General features: G+C 61.9%; 22 protein-coding genes and 1 tRNA gene. 8 read left to right on the plus strand and 15 right to left on the minus strand.

The window, feature by feature from the left end:
• Nucleotides 1-159: 159 nt before the first annotated feature.
• Genes ACFOPI_RS05135 through ACFOPI_RS05150 form a run of 4 tightly spaced genes read right to left on the minus strand, consistent with a single transcriptional unit; the run spans nucleotide 160 to nucleotide 6,483 of the window.
• Nucleotides 160-1,884 carry an ATP-binding protein gene (locus ACFOPI_RS05135; RefSeq protein WP_382171691.1) on the minus strand — a complete coding sequence of 575 codons (1,725 nt, stop codon included), beginning with the start codon at nucleotides 1,882-1,884 and terminating at the stop codon, nucleotides 160-162.
• 39 nt (nucleotides 1,885-1,923) lie between these two features.
• Complete coding sequence (locus ACFOPI_RS05140; protein WP_382171694.1) at nucleotides 1,924-2,751, minus strand: restriction endonuclease; 828 nt, start codon at nucleotides 2,749-2,751, stop codon at nucleotides 1,924-1,926.
• A 28-nt stretch (nucleotides 2,752-2,779) separates the two neighbouring features.
• Complete coding sequence (locus ACFOPI_RS05145) at nucleotides 2,780-4,051, minus strand: hypothetical protein (RefSeq protein ID WP_382171697.1); 1,272 nt, start codon at nucleotides 4,049-4,051, stop codon at nucleotides 2,780-2,782.
• 11 nt (nucleotides 4,052-4,062) lie between these two features.
• The gene (locus tag ACFOPI_RS05150; protein WP_382171700.1) at nucleotides 4,063-6,483 is read right to left on the minus strand and encodes a DEAD/DEAH box helicase; all 2,421 of its coding nucleotides are present in this window, start codon (nucleotides 6,481-6,483) and stop codon (nucleotides 4,063-4,065) included.
• A 112-nt stretch (nucleotides 6,484-6,595) separates the two neighbouring features.
• On the opposite strand from ACFOPI_RS05150, the gene ACFOPI_RS05155 reads away from it, so the two are divergent.
• From ACFOPI_RS05155 to ACFOPI_RS05175, 5 genes are read left to right on the plus strand one after another with little or no spacing between them, the layout of a single operon-like run.
• Nucleotides 6,596-7,276: a helix-turn-helix domain-containing protein gene (locus ACFOPI_RS05155; protein ID WP_382171702.1), complete on the plus strand. Its 681-nt coding sequence runs from the start codon at nucleotides 6,596-6,598 to the stop codon at nucleotides 7,274-7,276.
• Nucleotides 7,277-7,280: 4 nt separating this feature from the next.
• Nucleotides 7,281-8,549, plus strand: a complete 1,269-nt coding sequence (locus ACFOPI_RS05160) for a type II toxin-antitoxin system HipA family toxin (RefSeq protein ID WP_382171704.1) — start codon at nucleotides 7,281-7,283, stop codon at nucleotides 8,547-8,549.
• A 26-nt stretch (nucleotides 8,550-8,575) separates the two neighbouring features.
• A complete protein-coding gene (locus ACFOPI_RS05165) occupies nucleotides 8,576-9,169 on the plus strand; it encodes a hypothetical protein (protein WP_382171707.1) in 594 nt (197 codons plus the stop codon).
• Nucleotides 9,157-9,825 carry a class I SAM-dependent methyltransferase gene (locus tag ACFOPI_RS05170; protein ID WP_382171709.1) on the plus strand — a complete coding sequence of 223 codons (669 nt, stop codon included), beginning with the start codon at nucleotides 9,157-9,159 and terminating at the stop codon, nucleotides 9,823-9,825. Before ACFOPI_RS05165 ends, ACFOPI_RS05170 begins: the two co-directional genes overlap by 13 nt.
• A 2-nt stretch (nucleotides 9,826-9,827) precedes the next feature.
• Complete coding sequence (locus ACFOPI_RS05175) at nucleotides 9,828-10,511, plus strand: hypothetical protein (protein WP_382171711.1); 684 nt, start codon at nucleotides 9,828-9,830, stop codon at nucleotides 10,509-10,511.
• Nucleotides 10,512-10,570: 59 nt separating this feature from the next.
• On the opposite strand, the gene gloA is transcribed toward ACFOPI_RS05175, so the two are convergent.
• The 11 genes from gloA to ACFOPI_RS05230 form a co-directional block, all read right to left on the minus strand.
• Nucleotides 10,571-11,020 carry a lactoylglutathione lyase gene (gloA, locus tag ACFOPI_RS05180; RefSeq protein WP_382171713.1) on the minus strand — a complete coding sequence of 150 codons (450 nt, stop codon included), beginning with the start codon at nucleotides 11,018-11,020 and terminating at the stop codon, nucleotides 10,571-10,573.
• An 11-nt stretch (nucleotides 11,021-11,031) separates the two neighbouring features.
• On the minus strand, nucleotides 11,032-11,655 hold the full coding sequence (locus tag ACFOPI_RS05185; protein WP_382171716.1) for a hypothetical protein: 624 nt from the start codon (nucleotides 11,653-11,655) through the stop codon (nucleotides 11,032-11,034).
• Between the two features lie 15 nt (nucleotides 11,656-11,670).
• On the minus strand, nucleotides 11,671-12,261 hold the full coding sequence (locus ACFOPI_RS05190) for a DsbC family protein (RefSeq protein ID WP_382171718.1): 591 nt from the start codon (nucleotides 12,259-12,261) through the stop codon (nucleotides 11,671-11,673).
• A 49-nt stretch (nucleotides 12,262-12,310) separates the two neighbouring features.
• Nucleotides 12,311-12,736, minus strand: a complete 426-nt coding sequence (locus ACFOPI_RS05195) for a DUF6691 family protein (protein WP_382171721.1) — start codon at nucleotides 12,734-12,736, stop codon at nucleotides 12,311-12,313.
• Complete coding sequence (locus tag ACFOPI_RS05200; RefSeq protein ID WP_382171724.1) at nucleotides 12,733-13,215, minus strand: YeeE/YedE family protein; 483 nt, start codon at nucleotides 13,213-13,215, stop codon at nucleotides 12,733-12,735. The genes ACFOPI_RS05195 and ACFOPI_RS05200 overlap by 4 nt, the downstream gene beginning before the upstream one ends.
• 52 nt (nucleotides 13,216-13,267) lie before the next feature.
• A tRNA-Thr gene (locus tag ACFOPI_RS05205) sits at nucleotides 13,268-13,343 on the minus strand.
• Between the two features lie 24 nt (nucleotides 13,344-13,367).
• Nucleotides 13,368-14,384, minus strand: a complete 1,017-nt coding sequence (locus ACFOPI_RS05210; protein ID WP_382171727.1) for a class 1 fructose-bisphosphatase — start codon at nucleotides 14,382-14,384, stop codon at nucleotides 13,368-13,370.
• 112 nt (nucleotides 14,385-14,496) lie between these two features.
• Nucleotides 14,497-17,196, minus strand: a complete 2,700-nt coding sequence (gene pepN / locus ACFOPI_RS05215; RefSeq protein WP_382171729.1) for an aminopeptidase N — start codon at nucleotides 17,194-17,196, stop codon at nucleotides 14,497-14,499.
• Nucleotides 17,183-17,845: an HAD family hydrolase gene (locus ACFOPI_RS05220; RefSeq protein WP_382171732.1), complete on the minus strand. Its 663-nt coding sequence runs from the start codon at nucleotides 17,843-17,845 to the stop codon at nucleotides 17,183-17,185. The genes pepN and ACFOPI_RS05220 overlap by 14 nt, the downstream gene beginning before the upstream one ends.
• A protein-coding gene (gene prfB / locus ACFOPI_RS05225) for a peptide chain release factor 2 (RefSeq protein ID WP_382171735.1) occupies nucleotides 17,845-18,949 on the minus strand; the annotation gives its coding sequence in 2 pieces (ribosomal slippage) (nucleotides 17,845-18,867 and nucleotides 18,869-18,949; 1,104 coding nt in all). The genes ACFOPI_RS05220 and prfB overlap by 1 nt, the downstream gene beginning before the upstream one ends.
• Nucleotides 18,950-19,003: 54 nt before the next feature.
• Entirely contained in the window at nucleotides 19,004-19,921 is a 918-nt protein-coding gene (locus ACFOPI_RS05230; RefSeq protein WP_382171738.1) for an alpha/beta fold hydrolase, read from the minus strand.
• Between the two features lie 35 nt (nucleotides 19,922-19,956).
• On the opposite strand from ACFOPI_RS05230, the gene ACFOPI_RS05235 reads away from it, so the two are divergent.
• Genes ACFOPI_RS05235 through ACFOPI_RS05245 form a run of 3 tightly spaced genes read left to right on the plus strand, consistent with a single transcriptional unit; the run spans nucleotide 19,957 to nucleotide 23,293 of the window.
• On the plus strand, nucleotides 19,957-21,705 hold the full coding sequence (locus ACFOPI_RS05235; protein WP_382171740.1) for an acyl-CoA synthetase: 1,749 nt from the start codon (nucleotides 19,957-19,959) through the stop codon (nucleotides 21,703-21,705).
• 53 nt (nucleotides 21,706-21,758) lie between these two features.
• Nucleotides 21,759-22,802, plus strand: coding sequence for an aldo/keto reductase (locus ACFOPI_RS05240; RefSeq protein ID WP_382171743.1), 1,044 nt, complete (start codon nucleotides 21,759-21,761; stop codon nucleotides 22,800-22,802).
• Nucleotides 22,802-23,293, plus strand: coding sequence for an aminoacyl-tRNA deacylase (locus ACFOPI_RS05245; RefSeq protein ID WP_382171744.1), 492 nt, complete (start codon nucleotides 22,802-22,804; stop codon nucleotides 23,291-23,293). Before ACFOPI_RS05240 ends, ACFOPI_RS05245 begins: the two co-directional genes overlap by 1 nt.
• Nucleotides 23,294-23,298 lie beyond the last annotated feature (5 nt).

Genomic DNA, 23,298 nt, shown 5'->3' on the forward strand with positions numbered 1-23,298 from the left:
CTTGCAGCTTTCCGAGAAAATCTGTTTGTGACGTTAAATGGCTTTTCCAGCGAACTGGTGGAACATGCCCCGTTTCGCCAAAATAGATGTAGTCCCCCTTAAATATTGCATACAAATGCGAAGTTCTAGGGCTTCCCCATACGGTTCCAGCTAGAGCTATCATTCTTGAGGTGCATATTCTTGAATGAGGTTGATATTCTCGCTTGTAAAGTTCGCGAGATAAGTGGCGCAATTTTTGTGAAATCGCTCAAAAACTGACTTTATGATTTCGATTTCAATCTCATAAAGATTGCCCATGGTGTTGATCTCGGCAACGCCACACCCGAATATCAGAGTTTCTAGTAAAACACGAGATGGGGAGTTGTCTGCGAGATCTCTCATGAATTCTGTGTAAAACGGGTGTGCCGTGTTTATGCATACAAAGACACCTTCCTTTGCATCTCTATAAGCTGTCCATAGCCTTGAATAATGGACTTCGCTTGTGTAGCGTACTTTTGAGAATGGGACGCTACCGTGCAAAGCTCCGGCCCCATCATTCTTTGGATCAGTTACTCTTCTTACGGCATCCGCCTCCTCGGCTTGTTGCTGCTGGCGCTCTAGCACTTCTGTCGGTGGCGTGCCTCGTGCCATTTCCTCTGGATCATCTTCTGTGACGTTTTCCGACAAGTCACTGAACTTTTCGCCCTCTCGTCCTAATGGTTTCTTCAGCAATTCATGACACAGCTTCATGATGGATTTGGCAATCGAACGAGGTTCATCCACAATCCTGCGCAGGCGAGCCAGCAACTCATCATCAATTTCGAAGCGTTGTTTTGTTACATCCACATGGAGCACGTCGTCGTGCTCTTCTGTGATATCCATTCTGATCCGGATGTTGAACTCGTCCTTTCCCAGAATACCAAGCATGTCGCCCCAGCGAATCAATCGCTCGTTGCGATAGATGAAGAAGCCGGCGTTAGGTCTGCCTACCTTGTAAGACTTTACAATCTCTTTGTCCGCGGGAGCCAAAGGGGAGTTCGAGTTGCTCAACGCGTCTTGCGGGAATGCCACCACCTTGAGTTTTATTGGGGGAGTGGTTTTGCCGTCACCCAGATCCGGCTTCCAAGACTCATCAAGCAGGAGATATGGGCTGATGTAGTCGTAAGTCGCCGGATCCCATGTCTTGGGCGGTCGCGGACCATTCAGAAAAAGAATGTCCAGGGGCGAGATATGTTTGAAAGGCGCATCCTCGTTTGCCGCACAAACACGAATCTGAAAATCAACTGGCCTACAGGGGTCAGAGATGAACTTTTCATAGATCACCCCCATCTCTTCCTCCAGTTTTTTGACGGTGGTGTTGGGGGATTGGTGGTTGATCCTTTCGCAGCCATCAATTTCAACGATGGTTCCACTGTTGTCGCTTTGCAATGACGAGTAGTGTGCGACTTGTTCGGGCGATAATGCGCTCGATGAAACGATGAATTTGTTCTCTCTTTCGATCAAGTCAAGATCAAAAGTGTGTCGCTGAGAAATGGCACCATTCTTCATGCTCACGATGTGTATTCTCGTGCCCAACGAAAGTCCGGCAGATTTTAATCCCATGCCATATTTAGAGAGGCTATGCGGTCGATAGTCACCGTTGGTACCGAGAGAAAACGCCTCGACAATCTCCTCATTGGTCATCCCGAGTCCATTGTCCACCACTTGATACAGTAGGACGCTGTTGCGGTTCTTGAGTGTTTTGCCCGGCGCCAAATGCAGAGATATATTCACCTTGGTTGCGTTGGCAGTGACCGCGTTGTCGACAATGTCAAGAAGGGCTGTCTGAGGTTCATAGCCAATTCTGGCAATCGCTTGACAAAGTCTTGCGGCGTGTACGTGGATTTCAGTGGTTGTGTCCGGCATGGCGTTTCTGTTGTATGAATTGTGATTGGATTCGTTTGCTTACAGAGCGAACGCTGGAATTTCCATTAGTGTTGACTCGACACGAATTCGCTTCTGAATCATTAATGAGACTATTGCAGGCCCATCGATCAGAACGATCGGTATAGCCCCTGATTTGATAGACGCGCCAATAGCCCCGCTCGAAAAAGAGCTTGTTGTGAAAAATATGCCCTGCTCATAGGCGCCCTGGGCTGCGCCACGGAAACGGTCGATTTCAGGGCGCTGTATGGTTGTTGTTCTCCAGCGTTTGCATTGGAAGGCGACATTCAAGTGCGCCAGGCCCACTTTGAGTCGACCAAAACCATCGATGCCTCCATCCTTCGAGATCGCGGTAACATGGGTGTTCTCGAAACCATAGCCATCGAGCAGCTCTCTACCGAATGCCTCAAACGCCGCTGGCGTCATCTTCTTGAGCTCTTGAAGCATTTTCTGGTTGAACGTGCTCAAGTATCTTTTGTGGGTGTCCCACAGATCTTTCTCAATGGAGGACAAGCGGCTGAAGTCCGGCTTTCCAATTGATCTTTGCGAGGGTGGCTTTTTCCGGGAGTTGCGCAGTTTGCTGTGCGACCTGCCCGCCGGCTGTGTATCTGGCCGGTCCAGCGGAAAGTAGGTGTTGTCACCGTGCAGCCTGAAGTGCTTGGTGGGTGAGGCGGTGGGAAAGTCGATCCCCGCGCAATGCCGCCTGATTTGCATCAGTACCACATGGTGCGGATCCTTTGCCTGAAATGGGTAGAGCTCCTGCGCAACTATCGCGTCGTATGCCTCGCGCGAGCTGAGCGGGCGGCCGGCACCACGCATCACCTCTTTGATGGCTTCAACAATAGTCATGGATTTTCCTCCTGCCTTCGTGGATAGATCAGGCTGATATGGCCTTCATCATTTTTTGGTACTGGGACACTTGCTGGGCAATTTTGACGAGCATTGGCTCCAGATGATCCTGCTGGGACACAAGGGTATCCACCTTCAGTTCTTGAAGTGCCTTCAGCAGAGAGGTTAACGTATCGATCGGGGTGCGCTGTGTCTTGTGTTGCAGGAACTCCGCCTCAATGAGCCGAATGGGGCGTGCTTCCTCAGGCGCATTGACGTCCAGCTGTTTGGAAAAGTTCGTGCTGGCCTTCCCGTCATAGGTGGCCATCTGGTTCCAGAGGCGCACGCTCTCCGCTTTATAGAAGACGTTCTCGTTGTCTTCTTCCTTGCCCGCTCGAGGTTTTGAAAATGCCCACTGGAAAAGCGCTTCTTCTGACTCCTTGGGCAGTCTCATGCTTTCACGGGTAACGCCAAACTGCTCCTTCGGGTACGGGTTTTGCAGGATCAGCTCAAAGAAGTAGTGATCTTCATCTGAGAGTTTTTCACCCTCAGGTAGACGATCCTCGTAGTCTCGTTTGAAGTGCGTAAAAGCAGACGCCGCTTGGATGTTGCGGCGTGCCTTGGTTGCTCCAAGCGACACCATCTCCGCTACCGCATTGACCAAATCGTCTTCCAGGCGCAGTGCACCCTTGGTGCCGTGCCGCTCTCGGAACAACCGCTCGTACAGCGACAAGATGTACAGGTTGGTGGCGTACGGTTTCCACTCCCTCGCGTGACTGATGTGACGAACGCCGAGGAGGCGGGGCAAGATGGCTTGGAGTTGCTCGACCGTTTTCGCCAGCACAGGAAATACGCGCAGCTGCGAGGTCTGAGCGCGAATAGCTTCCAGTCGATCGACAGTGTCCTGTTGAACGCGCAGCTCTTCCTGGAAGCGAGACGGATTTTTCTTGAGACGCTCAAGCTTTTTGACCTCAGCGTCTAGGCGTTCGCCGCGCAGGGTCCGCAGAGCAACGGTCCGGGTGTTGCCTTCAACTACCACGTAGTGGCCGGGCCGCTTAGGGTGCTCCCACACGATGATCGAGTCAATCGGAACCCAGCCGTGCGCCATGATGGAGTCGCGCAGTGTGGCCACTTCATAGACGTCTGAGACGCGGCGCTCCAAGTCCTGCTGCAGGCTCAGGTCGAACAATGCTGCGTCGTCGTGATAGCCGGGTGGGTTCTCTGGCGCAATGCGGGGATTGTTCGGATCAAGGTAGATGGAGTCGAAAGGGACGAGCTTGGACTCTTGCAGATCACTGATGGGGGTAACGTTGTCAGGCATGTCGTGGCTCCTTAGATGATTGAAACGGGCGTGTCTTGGTTGAGGGTGAGCATGCGGCCCTGACGCGCAGCTGGGTCGAGCAAAAACTCGATGCGGTGATGCAGGCGGGCGGGGAGGGGAAGGGCGCCAGCGCTCATCAGGTAAGCAGCGAGCGTGCCGAATTGGGCTCGCGGTTCCACTTGGGTCAGCTCCAATCGAAGTCCATCCAGCATCCCCACCAGTGCTTTGGACTCGGCCTCGTTCAGCAGGTGTGCTTCTGAACCGGCCAGTGGTAGTGGCACCTTGATTGCCATTGCCGCATGCAGAGGCGCGCGAAGGTACTGAGCCTCGATTTCTTGGGCGTTGTGGCAGTCTTTGAGAAATGCAGCCAGTGCCTGGGGAATTGCAGGTCGAAAGTGCAGGGTGATGTACTTTAGCCAGCTGGTCGCACCGTAGGCCTTGTATGGGCGCTTTCCTACCGCATCAATGGCAGAGGGGCCATGAACCTCGCGCTTTGCAAAGTAGGCGGCTGTCAGCAGGTGAGACATCTCCAGCCAGCGACTGCCGGGCGTGAGGTCTTTGATCAAGCCGAACTTTGAGCCTTCACTGATCAGGAAGTCCGACGGGTCAGACAGGTCTGCACCGCGCGCGCAAAACTCGTTGAAGATGCCGCGAAGGGTGTGTGACGTTTCCGGGGTCTCGGCCAGGATGCCCCACTTGCCGTCCTGCTCAAAACGATCAATCTCGCCAAAGTGAGGGAGCCCATAGAGGAATAGGCGATAGGTTTCGCCGGGCACGACCGAATTGAGCCTCAACTTGATGCGGTCGGCTTGCTTGGTCTCCACGCGGTGTTTGTCCAGGATGTCTTCGACTTTTGCGAGCAGTTCCGCATGGCTCCCATAGTCGACATCGATCAACTGAGGCCTGAGGAAGTCGTCAATCTCTTGGTAAAGCCACCGTTGATCGAAGTGGTACGCCAGCCCATCGTTTCGTGCCTGAACCACAAAGGCGGCTCGTTTGTCAGGCGAATAGCGCACGCACCGTCCTGCAGCTTGCATGAGCCGGATCACGCTGCTCGATGGATAGGTCAGCACGACAGCGTTGATGGCTGGGTCGTCAAACCCCTCTAGCAGGAGCTGAGCCGACACCAGCACAGCACGTGGCTTGTTGGCAAAGCGCGCGAGAAAGTCTTCGTTGTCGATGGCGAGTGAGTTGCCGCTGCCGTGGACAAAACCGAGATCCTCTGCGGTCAGCGGATGGTCGTTGGGTAGTCTTGCGGTCAGGGCTGAATAGAACTCTTCGACCCGATCAACGCGTGGCGCCAGCACCAAGACCTTGGTGAAGTCGGCGGCCGTGCGGTCAATGATGAAATCCACCAGGTCGTCGAGCGCATCCGGCGACCAGTCAAAGTTGTCGACAGGAAAATCAACGAACTTCGGCGTAAGGATTGCGCGTCGTTCAGCCAGCTCCCGGTACGTGATCGTGAAGGCAATTTCGTCTATGCCGATGGGAAGGCGGTCGCCCCGATTTGGTGTCGCTGTGAGAAGCAATACCGGAGCCATCCAGGGGTTGGCAAAGACCGGCTGATAGGACGGGGCGGCAGCATGATGAGCCTCATCAACGACGATCAGGGCAGGGCGGTTGGAGGCGCCGTCGAGTAGCGGGCTCAAATCGCCCACCATCACAAACTTGATCCGGTTGCCCAGCTCGGACAGGGTTTCGCCTTGGTCAGCAGATGCAGAGGCAATCAGCTTCTGCAATTCGCGGTGTGCTTGCTCGCGTAGGTTGCGACGATGCGTTACCCAGTAGACCGGTGCTTTGCGGTCCGCAGCACGATCCAGCATCGCAAGCACGATGCGCAGTGCCGTTCGTGTTTTGCCAGCGCCAGTGGGCAAGATCAGGCCGATGCGCCCGCCTGGCCTCCTGTTAAGTGCATCCAAGCAGCGACTGACCGCAATGTCTTGATAGCTCCAGTCAGGTGCTGCGCCCTCGGTTTCATGCAAGGGCACAAGACTTTGGCTGGAGGGCGCCGAGGCTACCCCGGTGCCCTTGGCGCGAACCAGCTGCTGCGCGAGCGCCGGCGGGATACTCAGGCGTTCTGCAATCTCGGGTGCTGTCAATCTCGAGAACGCTGCCAGCTTTGAGGCTTCCGCAGAGAGTTCGCGCATCGCAGCTGCGGCACGGTTGATTGCGGCGCCATCTGCAGCCAACATCGCATCACAGGCTTGGTCAATCAAGGCAATGGAGGCCTCGTTGAGGGCCCTTGACGCGTCCATGGAAAGCAGGGCATGTATGCGGTTGGCGTGGAGGCGCCCGTCCAGACCTGTGGACTGAGCTGCGTCGTTCAACGCCTTTGTCAGCGAAGCAACGTTTCCACTCGCCAGCAGCAGTGGGATCACTTTGCCGGTGATGAGTGTCTGCACAGGTTCACTGTTGATGCTGAGGCGTGCCATGGGTGCTCCTTGGCCGCCATTCTGCAGCAATGGAATTTGTGTTGTCAATTCCAAAATAACGGAAGTGCCAACAAAGTTGCCGGCAATCTGAGATTGACTGAGCGCTCTCAAGTTGAGAAAGCGCCAATATTCTTTCTCTTTCACTCATCAAGCGGCGTTCTATTTACGCTTTCGGTTACTTCAGACTCGCTTAAGTTGTTCTGTAAATATTTTGGCGTTTTTCAAGTCTTTGCGGCAAAATATCTTCACTATGGCTAAAAAGACTGCGCCACTCCTTCCGTCTGTTGACGAGCTGCTTCAGCAGTTCGGGGAGCGCCTGCGTCTTGCGCGGCTGAGAAGGCGCCTTCCTGCAAAGCAAGTGGCTGAGCGCGCCGGGATGTCGCCGATGACTTTGCGTAGCCTTGAGCGCGGAGGCTCTGGCGTGACCATGGGTGCCTACCTCGCGGTCATGCAGGTGCTTGGGATTGAAAGGGATCTCGATCTCTTGGCGAGGGCCGATCCCGTTGGGCGGGAGCTGCAGGACTCGCGGCTACGCTCAACAGCAAGTTCGACACGGCGGATTGCTGGATCGCCGACGAGGCGATCGACACGTTCGTCACCAAGCGATTGGGGTGCATCCCAACTGGGTAAGCCGATTCCTTCAGCTCAGACAGAACCCGGTCTGTCTTCTAGTCCCAGGCCAGCTGTCAGTGCAGAAGAGGAGAGCTGGATCAAGAGCGGCGACTTCGCCAGTGCCGATGCGCTGTCCAGCCTCATCGCCAAGGCAGCCACTCCTGCGAAGAAGGGCCGCTGATCCCATGAGCACAAACATTGCCGTCTACGCGGATTGGGTGGGGCTCGCAGAGCCGACGCGGCTTGGATGGCTGTATGCCCGACGTGGAGCGGGGCGTGAAGTGTTCGAGTTCGCCTTTGAATCGTCCGCATTGACCAACAGCGGTTTTCGGGGCATGCACCTGGATCCGCGGTTGGGGCATTTCGAGGGGCGTCAGCACCCACCGCAAGGGCAAGAGATTTTTGGTGTTTTCGCCGATTCGAGCCCCGATCGTTGGGGGCGGGTGCTGATGCGGCGGCGACTTGAGAGAGCGCAGCGCGCCGGCACGGTAGACAAGTCTGTCCGTTTGTACGAGTCGGACTATCTGCTGGGCGTGCATGACACCTACCGCTCAGGTGCGCTGCGTTTCAAGCTGGACGATCAAGGTGAATTTCTTGACAACCAGCACGGAACAGCCGCACCACCATTCGTCAAACTGCGCGAACTGGAGGCGGCCAGCTTGGCGCTGGAGCGTGATGAGGACAACACATCGGTTGCAGCGGACGATTGGCTGCGCATGTTGATCGCGCCTGGTGGCTCCCTTGGTGGCGCGCGTCCAAAGGCCAGCGTAGTCGATCCGCAAGGTCAGCTGTGGATTGCGAAGTTCCCCAGCACGCGCGATGAGCACGACGTCGGGGCTTGGGAACTGGTTGTTCAGACCCTGGCTAAGAGTTGCGGCCTGCGAGTTCCCGCCAGCCTGGGGCGCCGGTTTGCGAGTGAGCACCACACTTTTTTGGTGAAGCGCTTTGATCGCACATCGGAAGGGCGGCTGCACTTTGCCTCTGCGATGACTCTGACAGGGCACGTCGATGGTGAAGACGCGTCAACCGGTGTGAGCTATTTGGAGATCGCGCGGGTGTTGATCGAGCATGGTTGTCAGGCGGCCGATGACTTGCGCGAGTTGTGGACCAGGATCGTCTTCAACATGCTGGTTTCCAACACCGACGATCACCTGCGCAACCACGGCTTCATCTTGGTTCCAGGCAAGGGCTGGCGCCTGTCCGAGGCCTACGACATGAATCCTGTCCCGGACTCGCATGGGTTGAAGCTCAATGTGGGTCAAACCGACAATGCGCTCGATCTGGAGCTGGCCAGATCGGTCGCTGGCTTCTTTCGAGTCCCTGCGAAGCAGGCAGACGAGATCATCTTGAGGTGCAAGGAAGTCGTGAGGCAATGGCCAACGATCGCTCAGAGTTTGAGGATTCCCGATCGGGAACAACAACGGATGGCCGGCGCGTTCAAGCTCGCCGACTGATCGGATACCCAGAGCTTTTTGTCCCCATGAAATCCACATCTCCAAAATCGATAGAGACTTTGAAGCACCGCCTTGCCAGTGATCTGGAAGAGCGCAAATGGTTGTTCAAGAAGCTTGAGGTCCAGTACCTGGAAGCGGGTCAACACCTCAGGTCTTTGAACCAGCTCATGTGGCAGGTTCCGAGCATGGTGATCGCAATCACCGGCGGGCTGTGGTATGGAGCTACCACGGTTGATGAGTTCCAGGCCCGCACCGTGGTCTTGATTTTTGCAGCAGTCTTTAGTCTGCTGGCCTTGCGGATCATTTGGCGCCTTCGCCAACTGATTCAGATGCACATAGACAGGCAGAGCCAGTTTTCCCCTGGCAATGGAGACGTGCCGCAAGATAGGCACATTGTCGTTAAATGCTGGAGTGCAGCGCTCGTAGCTTCTGCCATCGTCAGCGCGCTTGGTGCTTGCAATCCGTCGTACCTGTCAAAAAAACAGGCTCCTGCCGTGGAACCAAGATGCTGCGTTTCGCAAATTGAGGTGGTTACGAACCCGGTGCAGCCGCTTGTCTGCCCTGTTAAGCCCTCGGTTAAAAAGCAACCAACCGCTACGAGCAAGCCATGCGCCAAGTAGCTTGGTCCGCATACGACGACGCCAGCGAAAGCTTCTTTCACACCTATGAAAGCCTGCGGTTCTCGACTACCCACCGGTCATTCCTGCGATTTCTTCCTGCACAAGGGGCAAGGTGCTTGGATGTCGGCGCTGGGTCCGGAAGGGATGCGTCTGCACTTGCAGCACGAGGCTATCAAGTTACTGCGGTTGAGCCGAGTCGTGGTCTTCGAGCGCTGGCCATGGCCAAGCATCGCCAAGTCAACATTAGATGGATCGACGACGCTTTGCCGAACCTTGACAAGGTCAAGACCCTTGGAGAGGCCTATGACTTCATCCTGCTGAGTGCCGTCTGGATGCACATCGAGCCGAAGGATCGACTGCCTTCGCTGCAAACGCTCAAGCAACTGCTCGTCCCACATGGCAGCATCGCACTTACTTTGAGAATCGGTGACGCGCCCCCAAACAGGCCCATGTACCCGATCAACGTTGACGAATTTATTGCACAGGCAACCTCTGTTGGGCTCAAGGCGGTGTACCAGAGCCGAAAGTCCGTGGACTCTCTGAAGCGCGAGAGGGTTCGATGGATCAAGCTTGTGCTTCAGCCGCAGACTGAACCGCCTCGGTTGGCCACCGTCAAGCCTAGCGATGGTGCACCATTGGCCTCAAGGACAGAGTGAGCATGGATGTCCTGTTCTTCCTGAAGGAGCGCACGCGCCTTATCCGCCAGTATTACGTGAACGCGGCGAGCCCGTTCAACGAGATCATCCGAAAGATTGAGGCGGGGGAAGAGCCCTTTGTGCCTCCCTACAGCGAAGATGGGGAGCCGCCTTTTCTCAGCGAGTGGATTGATGCGGACGAACTGCTGGAGGTCACTGGCCGCTGTTGCCTTTCCATGCTTTCGGCATCTCTGCAGCTTTACTTCAGAACCTGGGAGCGCAACCTGGGACTGAGCTGCGGCAAGACCTTCAAAGCCGAGTTCAGAGACGGAGGGATCGTCGGTGGCTATCGCGCTTGTCTGGCCTCATGCGCGGATATCGACTGGAGTCAATGCCCGGCGGACCTGGAGATCATCGAGCAGGTGGTGCTGGCGCGAAACCGGGACCAGCATCCCGAGAGCATCACGTCGGCGCGAGTGACTCACGCCGAGAAGGATCGACAGCGCTTTCCACGACCGTTCTTCATGAATGAGCGCGAGGCGGTGCTGTTTGAGGAAGACGACGAGCCAACGCTGTTCATGTTGCTCTCGGTTCACGTCTCCAGCGACAAGCTGATGACCGCAATAGAGCAGGTGGAGCGCCTTTGCGAATGGCTCGAAGACAAGATGCATGATGCCAAGTACGCGGCCCGGACTCGCCGCGATTGAAGGGATGCCGAGGACAAACAAAAGCCCGCTCGTGCGGGCTTTTGTTTGTTGTCTTTCTGCTACGCGCTGCGCAGTGGATCAGTGTTTTTGGCGTCGGAATGGCGTCCGTCATCGTAAGTTGTTGATTTTATTTGTATTAGTTCGATCTTGTAGCCGTCGGGGTCTGTGACGAAGGCAATGACAGTGGTTCCGCCTGCCACTGGTCCCGCGGCACGCGTGACGTTGCCGCCAGCGGCCTTGATCTTCTCGCAGGCCGCATAGGCGTCGGGCACGCCCAGCGCGATGTGGCCGTAGGCCGTGCCCAACTCGTACTGCTCCACGCCCCAGTTGTAGGTCAGTTCGATTTCGGCCTGGCCCGGGTTGCCGCCATCGAAGCCGAGGAAGGCCAGGGAGTACTTGTATTCCGGGTTCTCGGAGGTGCGCAGCAGCTGCATGCCCAGCACCTGGGTGTAGAAGTCGATGGAGCGTTGCAGGTTGCCGACGCGCAACATGGTGTGGAGGATTCGCATGGTCGTGATGTTCAGGGAAGAGGGGCGCGCACGCCAGTGAGGGCCTGATAGCCCTCCCGCGTGGCAGGGGATACCGCCTGTAGCACCTGCGCATAGGCGGTTTTGTGGCGGGCCAGCAGCCGCGCCGACGCCAGTGCGTGCGAGCGGCAGAACCAGTGGCAGCTGTGCTGCATCAGGTAGAGCTCGGCCAGCAGGGTGCGGGCGCGCTCGCGCACTGGCCACTGCTGCGGATTGGCAACCACGCGAGCGATGCCCTGCGCGTGCAGCTGCATCAGGGCACGCGCGTCGAAGCCCGGGGCCAGCCAGGCGGGCAGCCAGCGGTGGGCCTGGGGCAGCGGGTTGCGGTTGACCCAGGTGGAGGAGGCCTCGGCCTTCGAAAACGCCTGCGCAAAGCGCTCGAACTGCTGGGCCAGTGCCTCCTCGGTGGCAGTGTGCAACGACCAGATCTGCTGCTGGCGCTGCTCGTCCGGCTCGTCCAGCGCCCTGAGATAGCCGTCGTTGAGCCGCTCCATCAGCTTCTCGATCTGGAACTGCGCCAGGTGGGTGCCCAGCAGGGCGATGCGCTGGCGCTGTTCGCCGGTCTTGAGCAGGAAGCTGCCCGCCGCAAACAGCAGGGCGAGGGTGAGGATGTCCATGCAGCGGCCGGCGCGTCAGGGCTGCATGCCCAGCCAGCTGGAGAGGGCGGCGGTGTCCATGGACCCCGCGCGGGTCAGCACCTGGCCACTGCCTGCGTGGCGTGCCACGACAAACGGTACCGAGTCGGCGCCCAGCCGGTCCAGCAGGGCGGTGTTGGCCTTGATCGTGGCCTCGATGTCGGCCGGGATGCTGGCCGAGGCGGCCATGCCGCCCTGTCCCGCCAGCAGCGATTTTTCGTGCGCAGTCATGGTCTCGACCGGGTTGGCCGCCTGCATCAGTGCAGCGCCCTGCGGCAGGCTCTTGGGGCCAAGGATGGCCACCGGCGCCCAGACAAACTTCACCTTGGTCTGCAGCGGCAGGGACGACTCCCAGAGGTGGCTGCAGTGCGGGCACTGCGGGTCGAACAGCACATAGACCGTGTGGGCGCTCATCATCGCGCCGGCGGTGAATCCCTTGGCTTCCCGGGCCACGGTGTCGTAGGCCTGGGCGGAGTCGATCGGGACGGCGGTCGCGGGCTGTCCGCTGGCGGCATCTTCTTTGGAGCAGGCCATCAGCGCGACGGCGGAGGTGGCGAGCAGGGTGAGCGAGAGGCGGCGGGTGATCATGGTGTTCTCCGGGAAATGGGTTGGGATCGGGCGACGGCGGCGAAGTTCGTCAGGGGCGGGCGCGCAGGCCCTGCAGCAGTGCGCCCAGGGCGATGCCGCCCAGCGCCCACAGCAGATCCCAGTTGCCGGTGCCCAACCCGGCGATGGCCGGACCGGGGCAGACGCCACACAGGCCCCATCCAGCGCCGAACAGGGCGGCACCGACCAGGGTATCGCGGTTCCAGACACTCAGGTGCGGGTGAAAGTAGCCGCCCAGCAGGGGCTGGCGCAGCAGCGCCGGGCCGAAACGGTAGGCCAGCAGGGTGACCAGCACCGCGCCGCCCATCACCAGCATCAGGCCCATGTCCTGAAAGCGCAGGAAGCTCAGCACCACCTCGGGCCGGATCATGGTGGCCAGCGAGAGCCCGAAGCCGAACAGCGCGCCGCTGGCGAGCACGGCCAGGGCCTTGAGCGGTGTCATTTTGAAGCCGCTCATGCCCAGCGCCCCATCAGGTTGGCCACCAGAAAGGCGGTGGCCATGAAGGTGAGCACCGCCCCCAGCGAGGGCAGTTGCAGCGAACCCAGGCCGCAGATGCCGTGGCCCGAGGTGCAGCCGTTGCCCAGCCGGGCGCCGTAGCCGACCAGCATGCCCCCCAGCAGCAACTGCCAGGCCGGGATGTCGGTCGAACCCGCTTTGCCATCCGAGAAGGCGAGCCACCAGACCAGTGCACCCAGAACCAGACCGGCGGCATAGACCAGGCGCCAGACTCGAGAATCGGTGAACCGGGTCTGCTGGAAAAACGGCCGCCGAACGACGAACGACCAGGAGGACGAGAACACCGTGCTCATGCCGCCCACCAAGCCGGTGCAGACGAACAGCAGGGCCACGCCCGCGCCGATCAGCAGCCCGCCGGCCAGGTAGTGGACCCAGCCCAGGGGAAACAGGGCGGCAATGGAAGAAGCGACGGCGTCCATGGCGTGAATGCAATGAAAAAGCCCTGAGTCTTTCGAGTCAGGGCTTTGGGATTGGTGCCGGAGAGAGGAGTCGAACCCCCGACCTTCTCATTACGAATGAGCTGCTCTACCAACTGAGCTACACCGGCGAAGCCCGAGATTCTAGCAAAAACTCATTTCGCCGCTTCGGCCTCGAGGTGGTAGGCCGTGATGCGCTCGACTTCGTTCTTCGAACCCAGGATCACGCTCACGCGCTCGTGCAGCTTGGTCGGGGTGATGTCCAGGATGCGGCCGTGACCGTTGGTGGCCGCGCCGCCAGCCTGTTCCACCAGCCAGCCCATGGGGTTGGCTTCGTACAGCAGGCGCAGCTTGCCCGGCTTGTCCGGGTCGCGCTTGTCCCAGGGGTACATGAAGACGCCGCCGCGGGTCAGGATGCGGTGCACGTCGGCCACCATCGAGGCCACCCAGCGCATGTTGAAGTCCTTGCCGCGCGGGCCTTCCTTGCCGGCCAGACACTCGTCCACATAGCGCTTCACCGGTGGCGCCCAGTGCCGCATGTTGCTCATGTTGATCGCGAATTCCTTGGTGTCGGCCGGGATCGTCACGTGCTCCTTGGTCAGCACGAACGAGCCCTGTTCGCGGTCCAGCGTGAACATGGCCACGCCGTCGCCCACGGTCAGCACCAGTGTGGTCTGCGGGCCGTAGACGCAGTAGCCAGCGGCGACCTGCTGGCTGCCGGGTTGCATGAAGTCGGCTTCGCTTACGCCGGGGCTGCCTTCGGGCTTCTTCATCACGCTGAAGATGGTGCCGATGGAGACGTTGACGTCGATGTTGGACGAACCGTCCAGCGGGTCGAACATCAGCAGGTACTCGCCCTGCGGGTAGCGGTTGGGCACCAGGTAGATGCTGTCCATTTCCTCGCTGGCCATGGCCGCCAGGTGGCCGCCCCATTCGTTGGCCTCGATCAGCACCTCGTTGGCGATGATGTCCAGCTTCTTCTGGACTTCGCCCTGCACGTTTTCCGTGTCGGCCGAGCCCATGACCTCGCCGAGGTCGCCCTTGTTGACGGCCTGGCTGATGCGCTTGCAGGCGCGTGCCACAACTTCCAGCAGCAGGCGCAGGTCGCCGGGGATGTGACCGTCGACGCGCTGCTGCTCGACGAGGTAGCGGGTGAGGGAGATGCGTTTCATGAAGGCTCCGGAAATGTTCTGGAAAGTCTGAAAGTGCCGCAGCGCCGGGCGGCCCCAAGCAAGGCCAGCCCCTTGGGGGCAGCGACCCGCGAAGCGGCGGAGCGTGGGGCCGTCATTCCGCCAGCGCGCGGGTGACGACCTCGCGCACGTCTGCGCTCAGGTCGGACTTGGCGGCCACGCGGGCGATGGCCTCGCGGGCGGCGCTGCGGTAGGGTTCGGCCAACTTCTTCCAGCGGTCCAGCGCGCGCGCCAGGCGGGCGGCGACCTGCGGGTTGATGGCGTCGAGTTCGAGCACGCGCTCGCTCCAGAACACGTAGCCGGCGGCATCGCTGCGGTGGAAGCCGGCCGGGTTGGCGGAGCAGAAGCTGAAGATCACACTGCGCGCGCGGTTCGGGTTCTTCAGGTTGAAATCGGGGTGGGTCATCAGCTGGCGCACGGCGGGCAGCACGTTGCCGCCGCGGTCGGGCGCGCCAGCCTGCAGCGCAAACCACTTGTCGATCACCAGGGCCTCGTCCTGGAACATCGCGTGGAAGCGCGCCAGGGCATCGCGCGCCAGCGGCTGGCCGCTGACCACCAGGGCCGACAGCGCGTTGAAGCGGTCGGTCATGTTGCCCGCGTCCTTGAAACGCTGATAGGCCTTGCCGGGCCAGACCGCGTCGCCGGTATCACGCGCCGCGATGCACAGCATGGTCAGCGCCATGCCCGCCAGGGCGCGCCGGCCACTGCTGACCGGGTCGGGCCGGTAGGCGCCGTTGTCCTTGTGCTGTTCATAGGCCCAGGCCCAGTCGGCCTGCAGCGCTCCGGCCAGCTGTTCGCGCATGGTTTCGCGCACCGCGTGAATGCGCTGCGGATCGACCACGTCCAGCTGTTCGGCGATGTAGGTTTCGGCCGGCAGGGTGAGCACCAGTTCCTTGAGCGCAGCGTCCAGCGTCGGGTGGCACAGCACGGCGCGCATCGCGCCGATGAAGGCTTCGTCCAGCGGCGCAGCGCCCACCGAACCCTCGGCGCGCACGGCCTGCACCGCACGGCGCAGCGCCAGCTGCTGGCCGGCTTCCCAGCGGTTGAAGGCGTCGCTGTCGTGGGCCAGCAGGTGCAGCAGCTGGTCGTCGGTCAGGCCGTTGTCAACGATCACCGGGGCCGAGAAGCCGCGCAGCAGGGATGGCACGGGCTCGGCATCGATGTCCTCGAACACGAAGCTCTCGCTCGCCTGGGTGAGCACCAGCAGCCGGGTGCCGCCGCTGGCCTGCGCTTCTCCCTGCAGCCGCAGTGCGAGGTCCTGGCCCTGGGCGTCGAGCAAGCCGAGCGCGACCGGGATCACGAAGGGCTGTTTCTCGCTCTGGCCCGGCGTCGCCGGGCAGCTCTGGCTCAGCGTGAGTGTGTATCGGCGCTCGGCGGCGTCGTAGCGGCCGCTGGCCTGCAGCCGCGGCGTGCCGGACTGGCTGTACCAGCGCTTGAACTGCGGCAGATGGCGCGCCAGCGCGCTGTCGGGGTCGGCGTCGGCGATGGCCTGGGCGAAGTCGTCGCAGGTGACGGCCTGGCCGTCGTGGCGCTGGAAGTACAGGTCCATGCCCTGGCGGAAGCCCTCGCGTCCCACCAGGGTCTGCATCATGCGCACGACCTCGGCGCCCTTCTCGTAGACCGTGACGGTGTAGAAGTTGTTGATCTCGACGTACTGGTCGGGCCGCACCGGGTGCGCCATCGGCCCTGCGTCCTCGGGGAACTGCATGGTGCGCAACACGCGCACGTCCTCGATGCGCTTGACCGCACGCGCCGAGGCGTCGGCGCACAGGTCCATGCTGAACTCTTGGTCGCGGAAGACTGTCAGACCCTCCTTGAGCGAGAGCTGGAACCAGTCGCGGCAGGTGATGCGGTTGCCGGTCCAGTTGTGGAAGTACTCATGGCCGACCACCGACTCGATGTTGGCGAAGTCGGTGTCGGTGGCGGTCGCGCTGTTGGCCAGGACGTACTTGGTGTTGAAGATGTTCAGGCCCTTGTTCTCCATCGCGCCCATGTTGAAGTCGCTGGTTGCGACGATCATGAAGCGCTCCAGGTCCAGCGGCAGGCCGAAGCGGGCCTCGTCCCAGACCACGCTGGCGATCAGCGAGTTCATCGCGTGTTCGGTCTTGTCCATGTCGCCGGGGCGCACATAGACCTGCAGCAAGTGTTCCTTGCCCGAGCGGGTGAGGATGCGCTGTTCGCGCGAGATCAGGCGGCCGGCGACCAGCGCGAACAGGTAGGACGGTTTGCGGTGCGGGTCGACCCACTTGGCGAAGTGGCGGTTGTCGGCCAGTTCGCCCTGCTCGACCAGGTTGCCGTTGGACAGCAGCACCGGGTACTTGTCCTTGTCGGCGCGCAGGGTCACGGTGTAGCTGGCCATCACGTCGGGACGGTCCAGGAAGTAGGTGATGCGGCGGAAGCCCTCGGCCTCGCACTGGGTGAAGAAATCGCCCTGGCTCAGATACAGGCCCGAGAGCTGGGTGTTTTTCTCGGGCGAGCAGGTGGTGAAGATCTCCAGCTCGAAGGGCTCCGGGCCTTCGGGCAAGTTGCCCAGCACCAGGGCCTCACCGTCCATCTTGAACGAGCAGCCACCGCCGTTGAGCACCACGCGTGCCAGGTTCAGGTCTTCGCCGTCCAGGCGCAGCGGCTGGGCCGGCACCTCGGTGTTGCGGCGCAGGCTCATCTTGTTGAGCACACGGGTCTTGGTTGGATCGAGGTCGAACGTCAGCTCGATGCGGTCGATCCAGAACGGGGGTGGGGTGTAGTCTTCGCGACGGATCACCATCGCAGGGCCGGCGGCCTCACGCAGTTGCATGGACGGTCTCCAGAAAACGGTTGTGGATCAGGGTGAGGTAGTCGGGGACGCGGGCCAGGACATGGGGCCCGTCGAGCTCGTCGGCACTGTGGGAACTGCAGATGCCGACGGCGCGCATGCCGGCGCGGCGCGCCGCTTCGATGCCCAGCGGCGCATCCTCGAACACGATGCAGTGTTCGGGCGCCGCGCCCAGCCGGCGCGCGACTTCCAGAAAAATGGCGGGCTCAGGCTTGCCAGGCAGGCCCTCGTCGCCGCCCACGGTGGTCAGGGTCTGGCCCAGCGACAGGTGCTGGTAGGCGAAGGCCTGGTTGTGGCGGTCGCCAGCGGTGCCCACGCCCACGGCCAGGCCGCGAGACTGCGCCTGGCCGAGGAAGGACTTGAAGCCTGCGATCTCGGTGAACACGGGGGCGAACAGTTCGCGGTAGATGCCTTCCTTCTCGTCGACAAAGGCCTGCGCCTGTTCGGGCGGGAGGCCGCCGAACAGCTCGGCCATGCATTCGATGCCGGTGCGGCCGGTGGTGCGCCGCATCAGGTCGGGCACGTCGATGTCCAGGCCACGGCGTTCGCAGAAGGCCACCCAGCTCTTCTGGTGCCACGGCATGGAGTCGATCATCGTGCCGTCCATGTCGAAGATCAGCGCACCGACCATCACACGCCTTGCTTGAGTGAGGCTTCGATGAACGGGTCCAGATCGCCGTCGAGCACCTTCTGTGTGGCCGAGATCTCGACGTTGGTGCGTAGGTCCTTGATGCGGCTGTTATCCAGCACGTAGCTGCGGATCTGATGGCCCCAGCCCACGTCGGTCTTGGTGTCTTCCAGCTTCTGCTGTTCTTCCATGCGCTTGCGCATTTCGTGGTCGTACAGGCGCGAGCGCAGGCGTTGCCAGGCTACGTCGCGGTTGCTGTGCTGGCTGCGACCGTCCTGGCACTGCACCACGATGCCGGTGGGGATGTGCGTCAGGCGCACCGCCGAGTCGGTCTTGTTGATGTGCTGGCCACCGGCACCCGACGCGCGGAAGGTGTCCACGCGCACGTCGGCCGGGTTGATGTCGATCTGGATCGAGTCGTCGATCTCGGGGTAGACGAACAGGGAGGCGAACGAGGTGTGGCGACCGCCCGAGCTGTCGAACGGGCTCTTGCGCACCAGGCGGTGCACGCCGGTCTCGGTGCGCAGCAGGCCGTAGGCGTATTCGCCCTCGACCTTGATGGTGGCGCTCTTGATGCCCGCGGTGTCGCCCGGGGTCTCGTCCTCGACCGTGGCCTTGAAGCCCTTGCGTTCGGCGTACTTGAGGTACTGGCGCAGCAGCATGCTGGCCCAGTCGCAGGCCTCGGTACCGCCGGCGCCTGCCTGGATGTCGACGAAGCAGTTCAGCGGGTCGGCTGGGTTGTTGAACATGCGGCGGAATTCGAGCTTCTCGACTTCGGCCTGCACGTTCTTCGCTTCGCTCTCGATGGTCTCCAGTCCGGCGTCGTCGCCCTCGGCCTCGGACATCTCGAACAGCTCGCTGTTGTCAGCCAGCTCGCTGGAGAGGCGGTCGAGCACGACCACAACGTCTTCGAGCGACTTCTTTTCCTTGCCCAGCTCCTGGGCGCGTTTGGGGTTGTCCCAGACGGTGGGGTCTTCCAGCGCGCTGGTGACCTCCGACAACTTCAATGCCTTGGCATCGTAGTCAAAGATACCTCCGGAGCTCGACCACGCGTGCGCTGAGGTCGGCCAGTTGATTGCGGATGGCGTTGATGCGTTCGGCTTCCATGGTGTGTTCTCGCTGACGGTGGCGCGGGGCGGGCCCGCGAAACCAGCGATTTTCTCACGCCAGGAAGTTTTCGATCAGCTGTGCCAGTTCTTCCGGCTGGTCGTGGTGCAGCATGTGACCCGCGTTGTCGATGTGCGCCTCGGTGAGCTGAGGCACATGGCGCAGTCGCTCGCGGTACTGCTCCAGCGTGAACCGCCCCTTCCACCACTGGCCCAGGCTGTCGTCGCTGGCCGTGACCGAGAGCACCGGCGCGCTGATCCGCGCATACAGCGCGAGCGCCTCGGGCACCTGGTAGAGGTGGGCGTTGACCACCTTGTGTGCTGCATCGCCCAGGATGGTCCAGCGGCCCTGGGCGTCCGGTGCGGCCCATTGCCTGGCCAGCCAGTCCGCCTTGTCTTGTGTCAGGCGCGGGTTGGTCTTCATGAGCCGGCGTGCCACGCCCTCGGCGCTGTCATAGGACTTGAGGTCCATCTGGCCGCGGTGCAACGCCTTGAGCTCGTCGATCCACTGCGCATAGCGGCCGGGCGCCTGGGCCGGGCGGGTCTCGGGCATGCCGAAGCCTTCGAGGTTGACCAGGCGGCGGATGCGCTCGGGCCGCACGCCCGCGTACATCATGGCCACGTTGCCGCCCATGCTGTGGCCCACCAGGTCCACCGCCTGGCCGGGCGCGAGCGCGTCGAGCAGGAAGTCCAGGTCGGCCAGGTAGTCGGGGAACCAGAAGTTGTCGGCAGGTGGACCGTCGCCAATGCCGGACCTGGTGAGGCCGTAGCCGCGCCAGTCGGGCGCCACGATCCAGCGCGGTGTGCGCAGCGCGTCCACCATGAACTGCCACGAGGCGGCCACGTCCATCCAGCCATGCACCAGCACCAGCGGCGCTTGCCCGTCCATGGGCTGTCCCCACTCGCGCACGTGGTAGGAGAGGTGGCGCACGGGAACAAAGCGGCTGCGGGAGGCGTTCAGGGCTTGATACATTCGATCCATCATAAGGAACGACACGGAGACCGGCGATGCGACAGCGTCAACACAGCGACACCAAGAAGCCCCATCCGCAGATCGATGGTTACGCGGAACTTCATCGGCGCTTCGGCTGGCAGGTGCCGCGCCACTTCAACATGGCCGAGGTGTGTTCGCGGCGCTGGGCTGCCGACCCGGCGACGGCCTCACAGACGGCGGTGATCGCCTGCTCGGCCGAGCGCGAGGACCGCTACCACGGCTATGCGGAGTTGCAGGCGCAGGCCAACCGGCTGTCGAATGCGCTGGCGGCGCTGGGCGTGCGGCGCGGTGACCGTGTGGCCATCGTGTTGCCGCAGCGCTTCGAGACCGCCGTGGCCTACATGGCGGTGCTGCAGATGGGCGCGGTCGGCATGCCGCTGTCGCAGCTGTTCGGGCCCGAGGCGCTGGAGTTCCGCCTGCACGACAGCGAGGCGGTGGTGGCCATCTGCGACGCCAGCACCCTGCCGTCGCTGCAAGCGGTGGCGGCGCAGTGCCCGCTGCTGCACAGCGTGATCGCAGTGGAGGCGGCCGCTCCCGGCGTGCTCGACTGGGACGCCGTGTTGGCGCAGGAACCGGCGTCGTTCGAACTGGTGAACACCCTGGCCGATGAGGCCGCGGTGCTGATCTACACCAGCGGCACCACCGGCAACCCCAAGGGCGCGCTGATTCCGCACCGCGCGCTGATCGGCAACCTCACCGGGTTCGTGTGCAGCCAGAACTGGTTCGGTTTCGATCCGTTCGATGCGTCGGCAACCTCGCAGGCGGTGTTCTGGTCGCCCGCCGACTGGGCCTGGACCGGGGGCCTGATGGACGCGCTGCTGCCCACGCTGTACTTCGGCCGGTCCATCGTCGGCTTCAACGGCCGGTTCTTGCCACAGACCGCGTTCGAGCTGATGCAGCGCCACGGCGTGACCCACACCTTCCTGTTCCCCACCGCGCTCAAGGCCATGATGAAGGCCTTCCCGTCCCCGCGCCAACAGTTCGACCTGAGGCTCCAAGCCATCATGAGCGCGGGCGAAGCGGTGGGTGACGCGGTGTTCGCTTACTGTCGCGACCAACTGGGCGTGACGGTCAACGAGATGTTCGGCCAGACCGAGATCAACTACATCGTTGGCAACTGCGCGCGCCTGTGGCCCGCGAAGCCAGGCAGCATGGGCAAGGGCTACCCCGGCCACCGCGTGGCAGTGATCGACGAGGAGGGCCACGAGTGCCCGGTCGGCGTGCCGGGCGATGTGGCGGTGCACCGGCTGGACATCCACGGCGACCCGGACCCGATCTTCTTCCTGGGCTATTGGAAAAACGAGGCGGCCACCAAAGCCAAGTTCACAGGCGACATGGCGAACTCGTGGTGCCGCACCGGCGACCTCGCGGTGCGCGACGCCGACGGCTACCTCTGGTACCAGGGCCGCAGCGACGACGTTTTCAAGGCCGCGGGCTACCGCATCGGCCCCAGCGAGATCGAAAACTGCCTGATCAAGCACCCGGCGGTGGCCAATGCAGCGGTGGTGCCCAAGCCGGACGCCGAGCGCGGCGCAGTGGTCAAGGCCTACGTGGTGCTCACGCCGGGTGCGCTGGGCGACAACGCCCTGGTCGCCAGCCTGCAGGCGCACGTGAAGGGCAAGCTCGCGCCTTACGAGTACCCCAAGGAGATCGAGTTCGTCGACGCCCTGCCCATGACCACCACCGGCAAGGTGCAGCGCCGTGTGCTGCGGTTGCAGGAGGAGGAACGCGCACGGGAACGCGCAGGACAGCGCGGACTTTGATTCGCTTCTACACTCGCCCGCAGTCTCCAGTTTCATTCTTTCCACAAGTATCCATGAACCAAGTCAAGCTGGGCCAGAGTGGCCTGTCCGTCACCCCCATCTGCCTGGGCACCATGACCTTTGGCGAGCAGGTCAACGAAGCCGACGCCCACACCATCCTCGACCGTTCGCTGGCGCGCGGCGTCAACTTCCTCGACGCCGCCGAGATGTACTCCGTGCCGGCCAGGGCCGAGACCTGCGGCGCCACCGAAACAATCATCGGGAACTGGTTCTCGAAGAACCCCGGCGCGCGACATAAGGTTGTGCTGGCGACCAAGGTCGCCGGCCCGGCGCGCGGCATGCCCTGGATTCGCGGCGAGGTCAGCAAGGCCGGCATCATTGAGGCCTGTGAGGGCAGCCTCAAGCGCCTGCAGACGGACGTGATCGACCTCTACCAGATCCACTGGCCGGCGCGCAACACGCCGGTGTTCGGTGCGATCTACTTCGACCCGGCCAAGGACAAACCCATGCCGTCCATCGAGGTGCAGCTCGAAGCGCTGGCCGAGCTGGTCCAGGCCGGCAAGGTGCGCGCCATCGGCCTGTCCAACGAATCGCCTTTCGGCGTGCACGAGTTCGTGCGCATCGCCGAACAGATGGGGCTGCCGCGCGTGGCGACGGTGCAGAACCCGTACTGCCTGATCAACCGCGCCTACGAAAACGGCTTGGACGAGACCTGCCACCGCCTGGGAGTGGCGCTGCTGGCCTACTCCCCGCTGGGCTTCGGCCTGCTGACCGGCAAGTACGACGAAACCGGGCTGGAGGGTACCCACGGCCGCATGGCCCTGTTCGACAGCATGAAGGCGCAGCGCTGGGGCCGTCCAGAAGCGCTGGCGGCAGCCAAACGCTACAACACCCTTGCGCGCGAACACGGTCTGACACCGGCCCAGCTGGCGCTGGCCTTCTGCTACCGCAACCCCAAGGTGGCCAGCACCATCATCGGTGTGACCTCTCTGGCGCAGCTGGAGCAGTGCCTGGACGCGTGGGAGACGGCGCTGTCGCCCGAGCTGCTCAAGGCCATCGACGCGATCCGCTGGGAGCTGCGCGACCCGGCCCAGTGATGGCGAAAAAGAACCACGTCAGCGAAACACCCGCCACCGCCTGGCTCAAGGCGCAGGGCGTGGTGTTCACCGAGCACCCCTACGAGTACCTGGAGCACGGCGGGGCGCAGCACAGTGCGGCCGTGCTCGGCTTCGACCCGTTCGCCGTGGTGAAGACGCTGATCATGCAGGACGAGGCGGCCAAGCCGCTGGCCATCCTGATGCACGGCAACCGCACGGTGTCCACCAAGAACCTGGCGAGACAGATCGGCGCCAAAGTGATCGAGCCCTGCAAGCCCGAGGTGGCGAACCGCCACAGTGGCTACCTCGTTGGCGGCACCTCGCCGTTTGGCCTGAAGCGCGACATGCCGGTCTACGTCGAAGCCTCCGTGCTGGATCTGCCGAAGATCTGGATCAATGGCGGGCGGCGCGGTTTCCTGGTGGGGATTGATCCGGCTGTGCTGAGCGGACCGCTGGGCGCAAAACCGGTGCAGTGCGCACTGGCAGAATAGGCGCC

Source organism: Hydrogenophaga luteola (assembly GCF_042648585.1).
In the GTDB taxonomy this organism is placed as follows: domain Bacteria; phylum Pseudomonadota; class Gammaproteobacteria; order Burkholderiales; family Burkholderiaceae_C; genus Hydrogenophaga; species Hydrogenophaga luteola.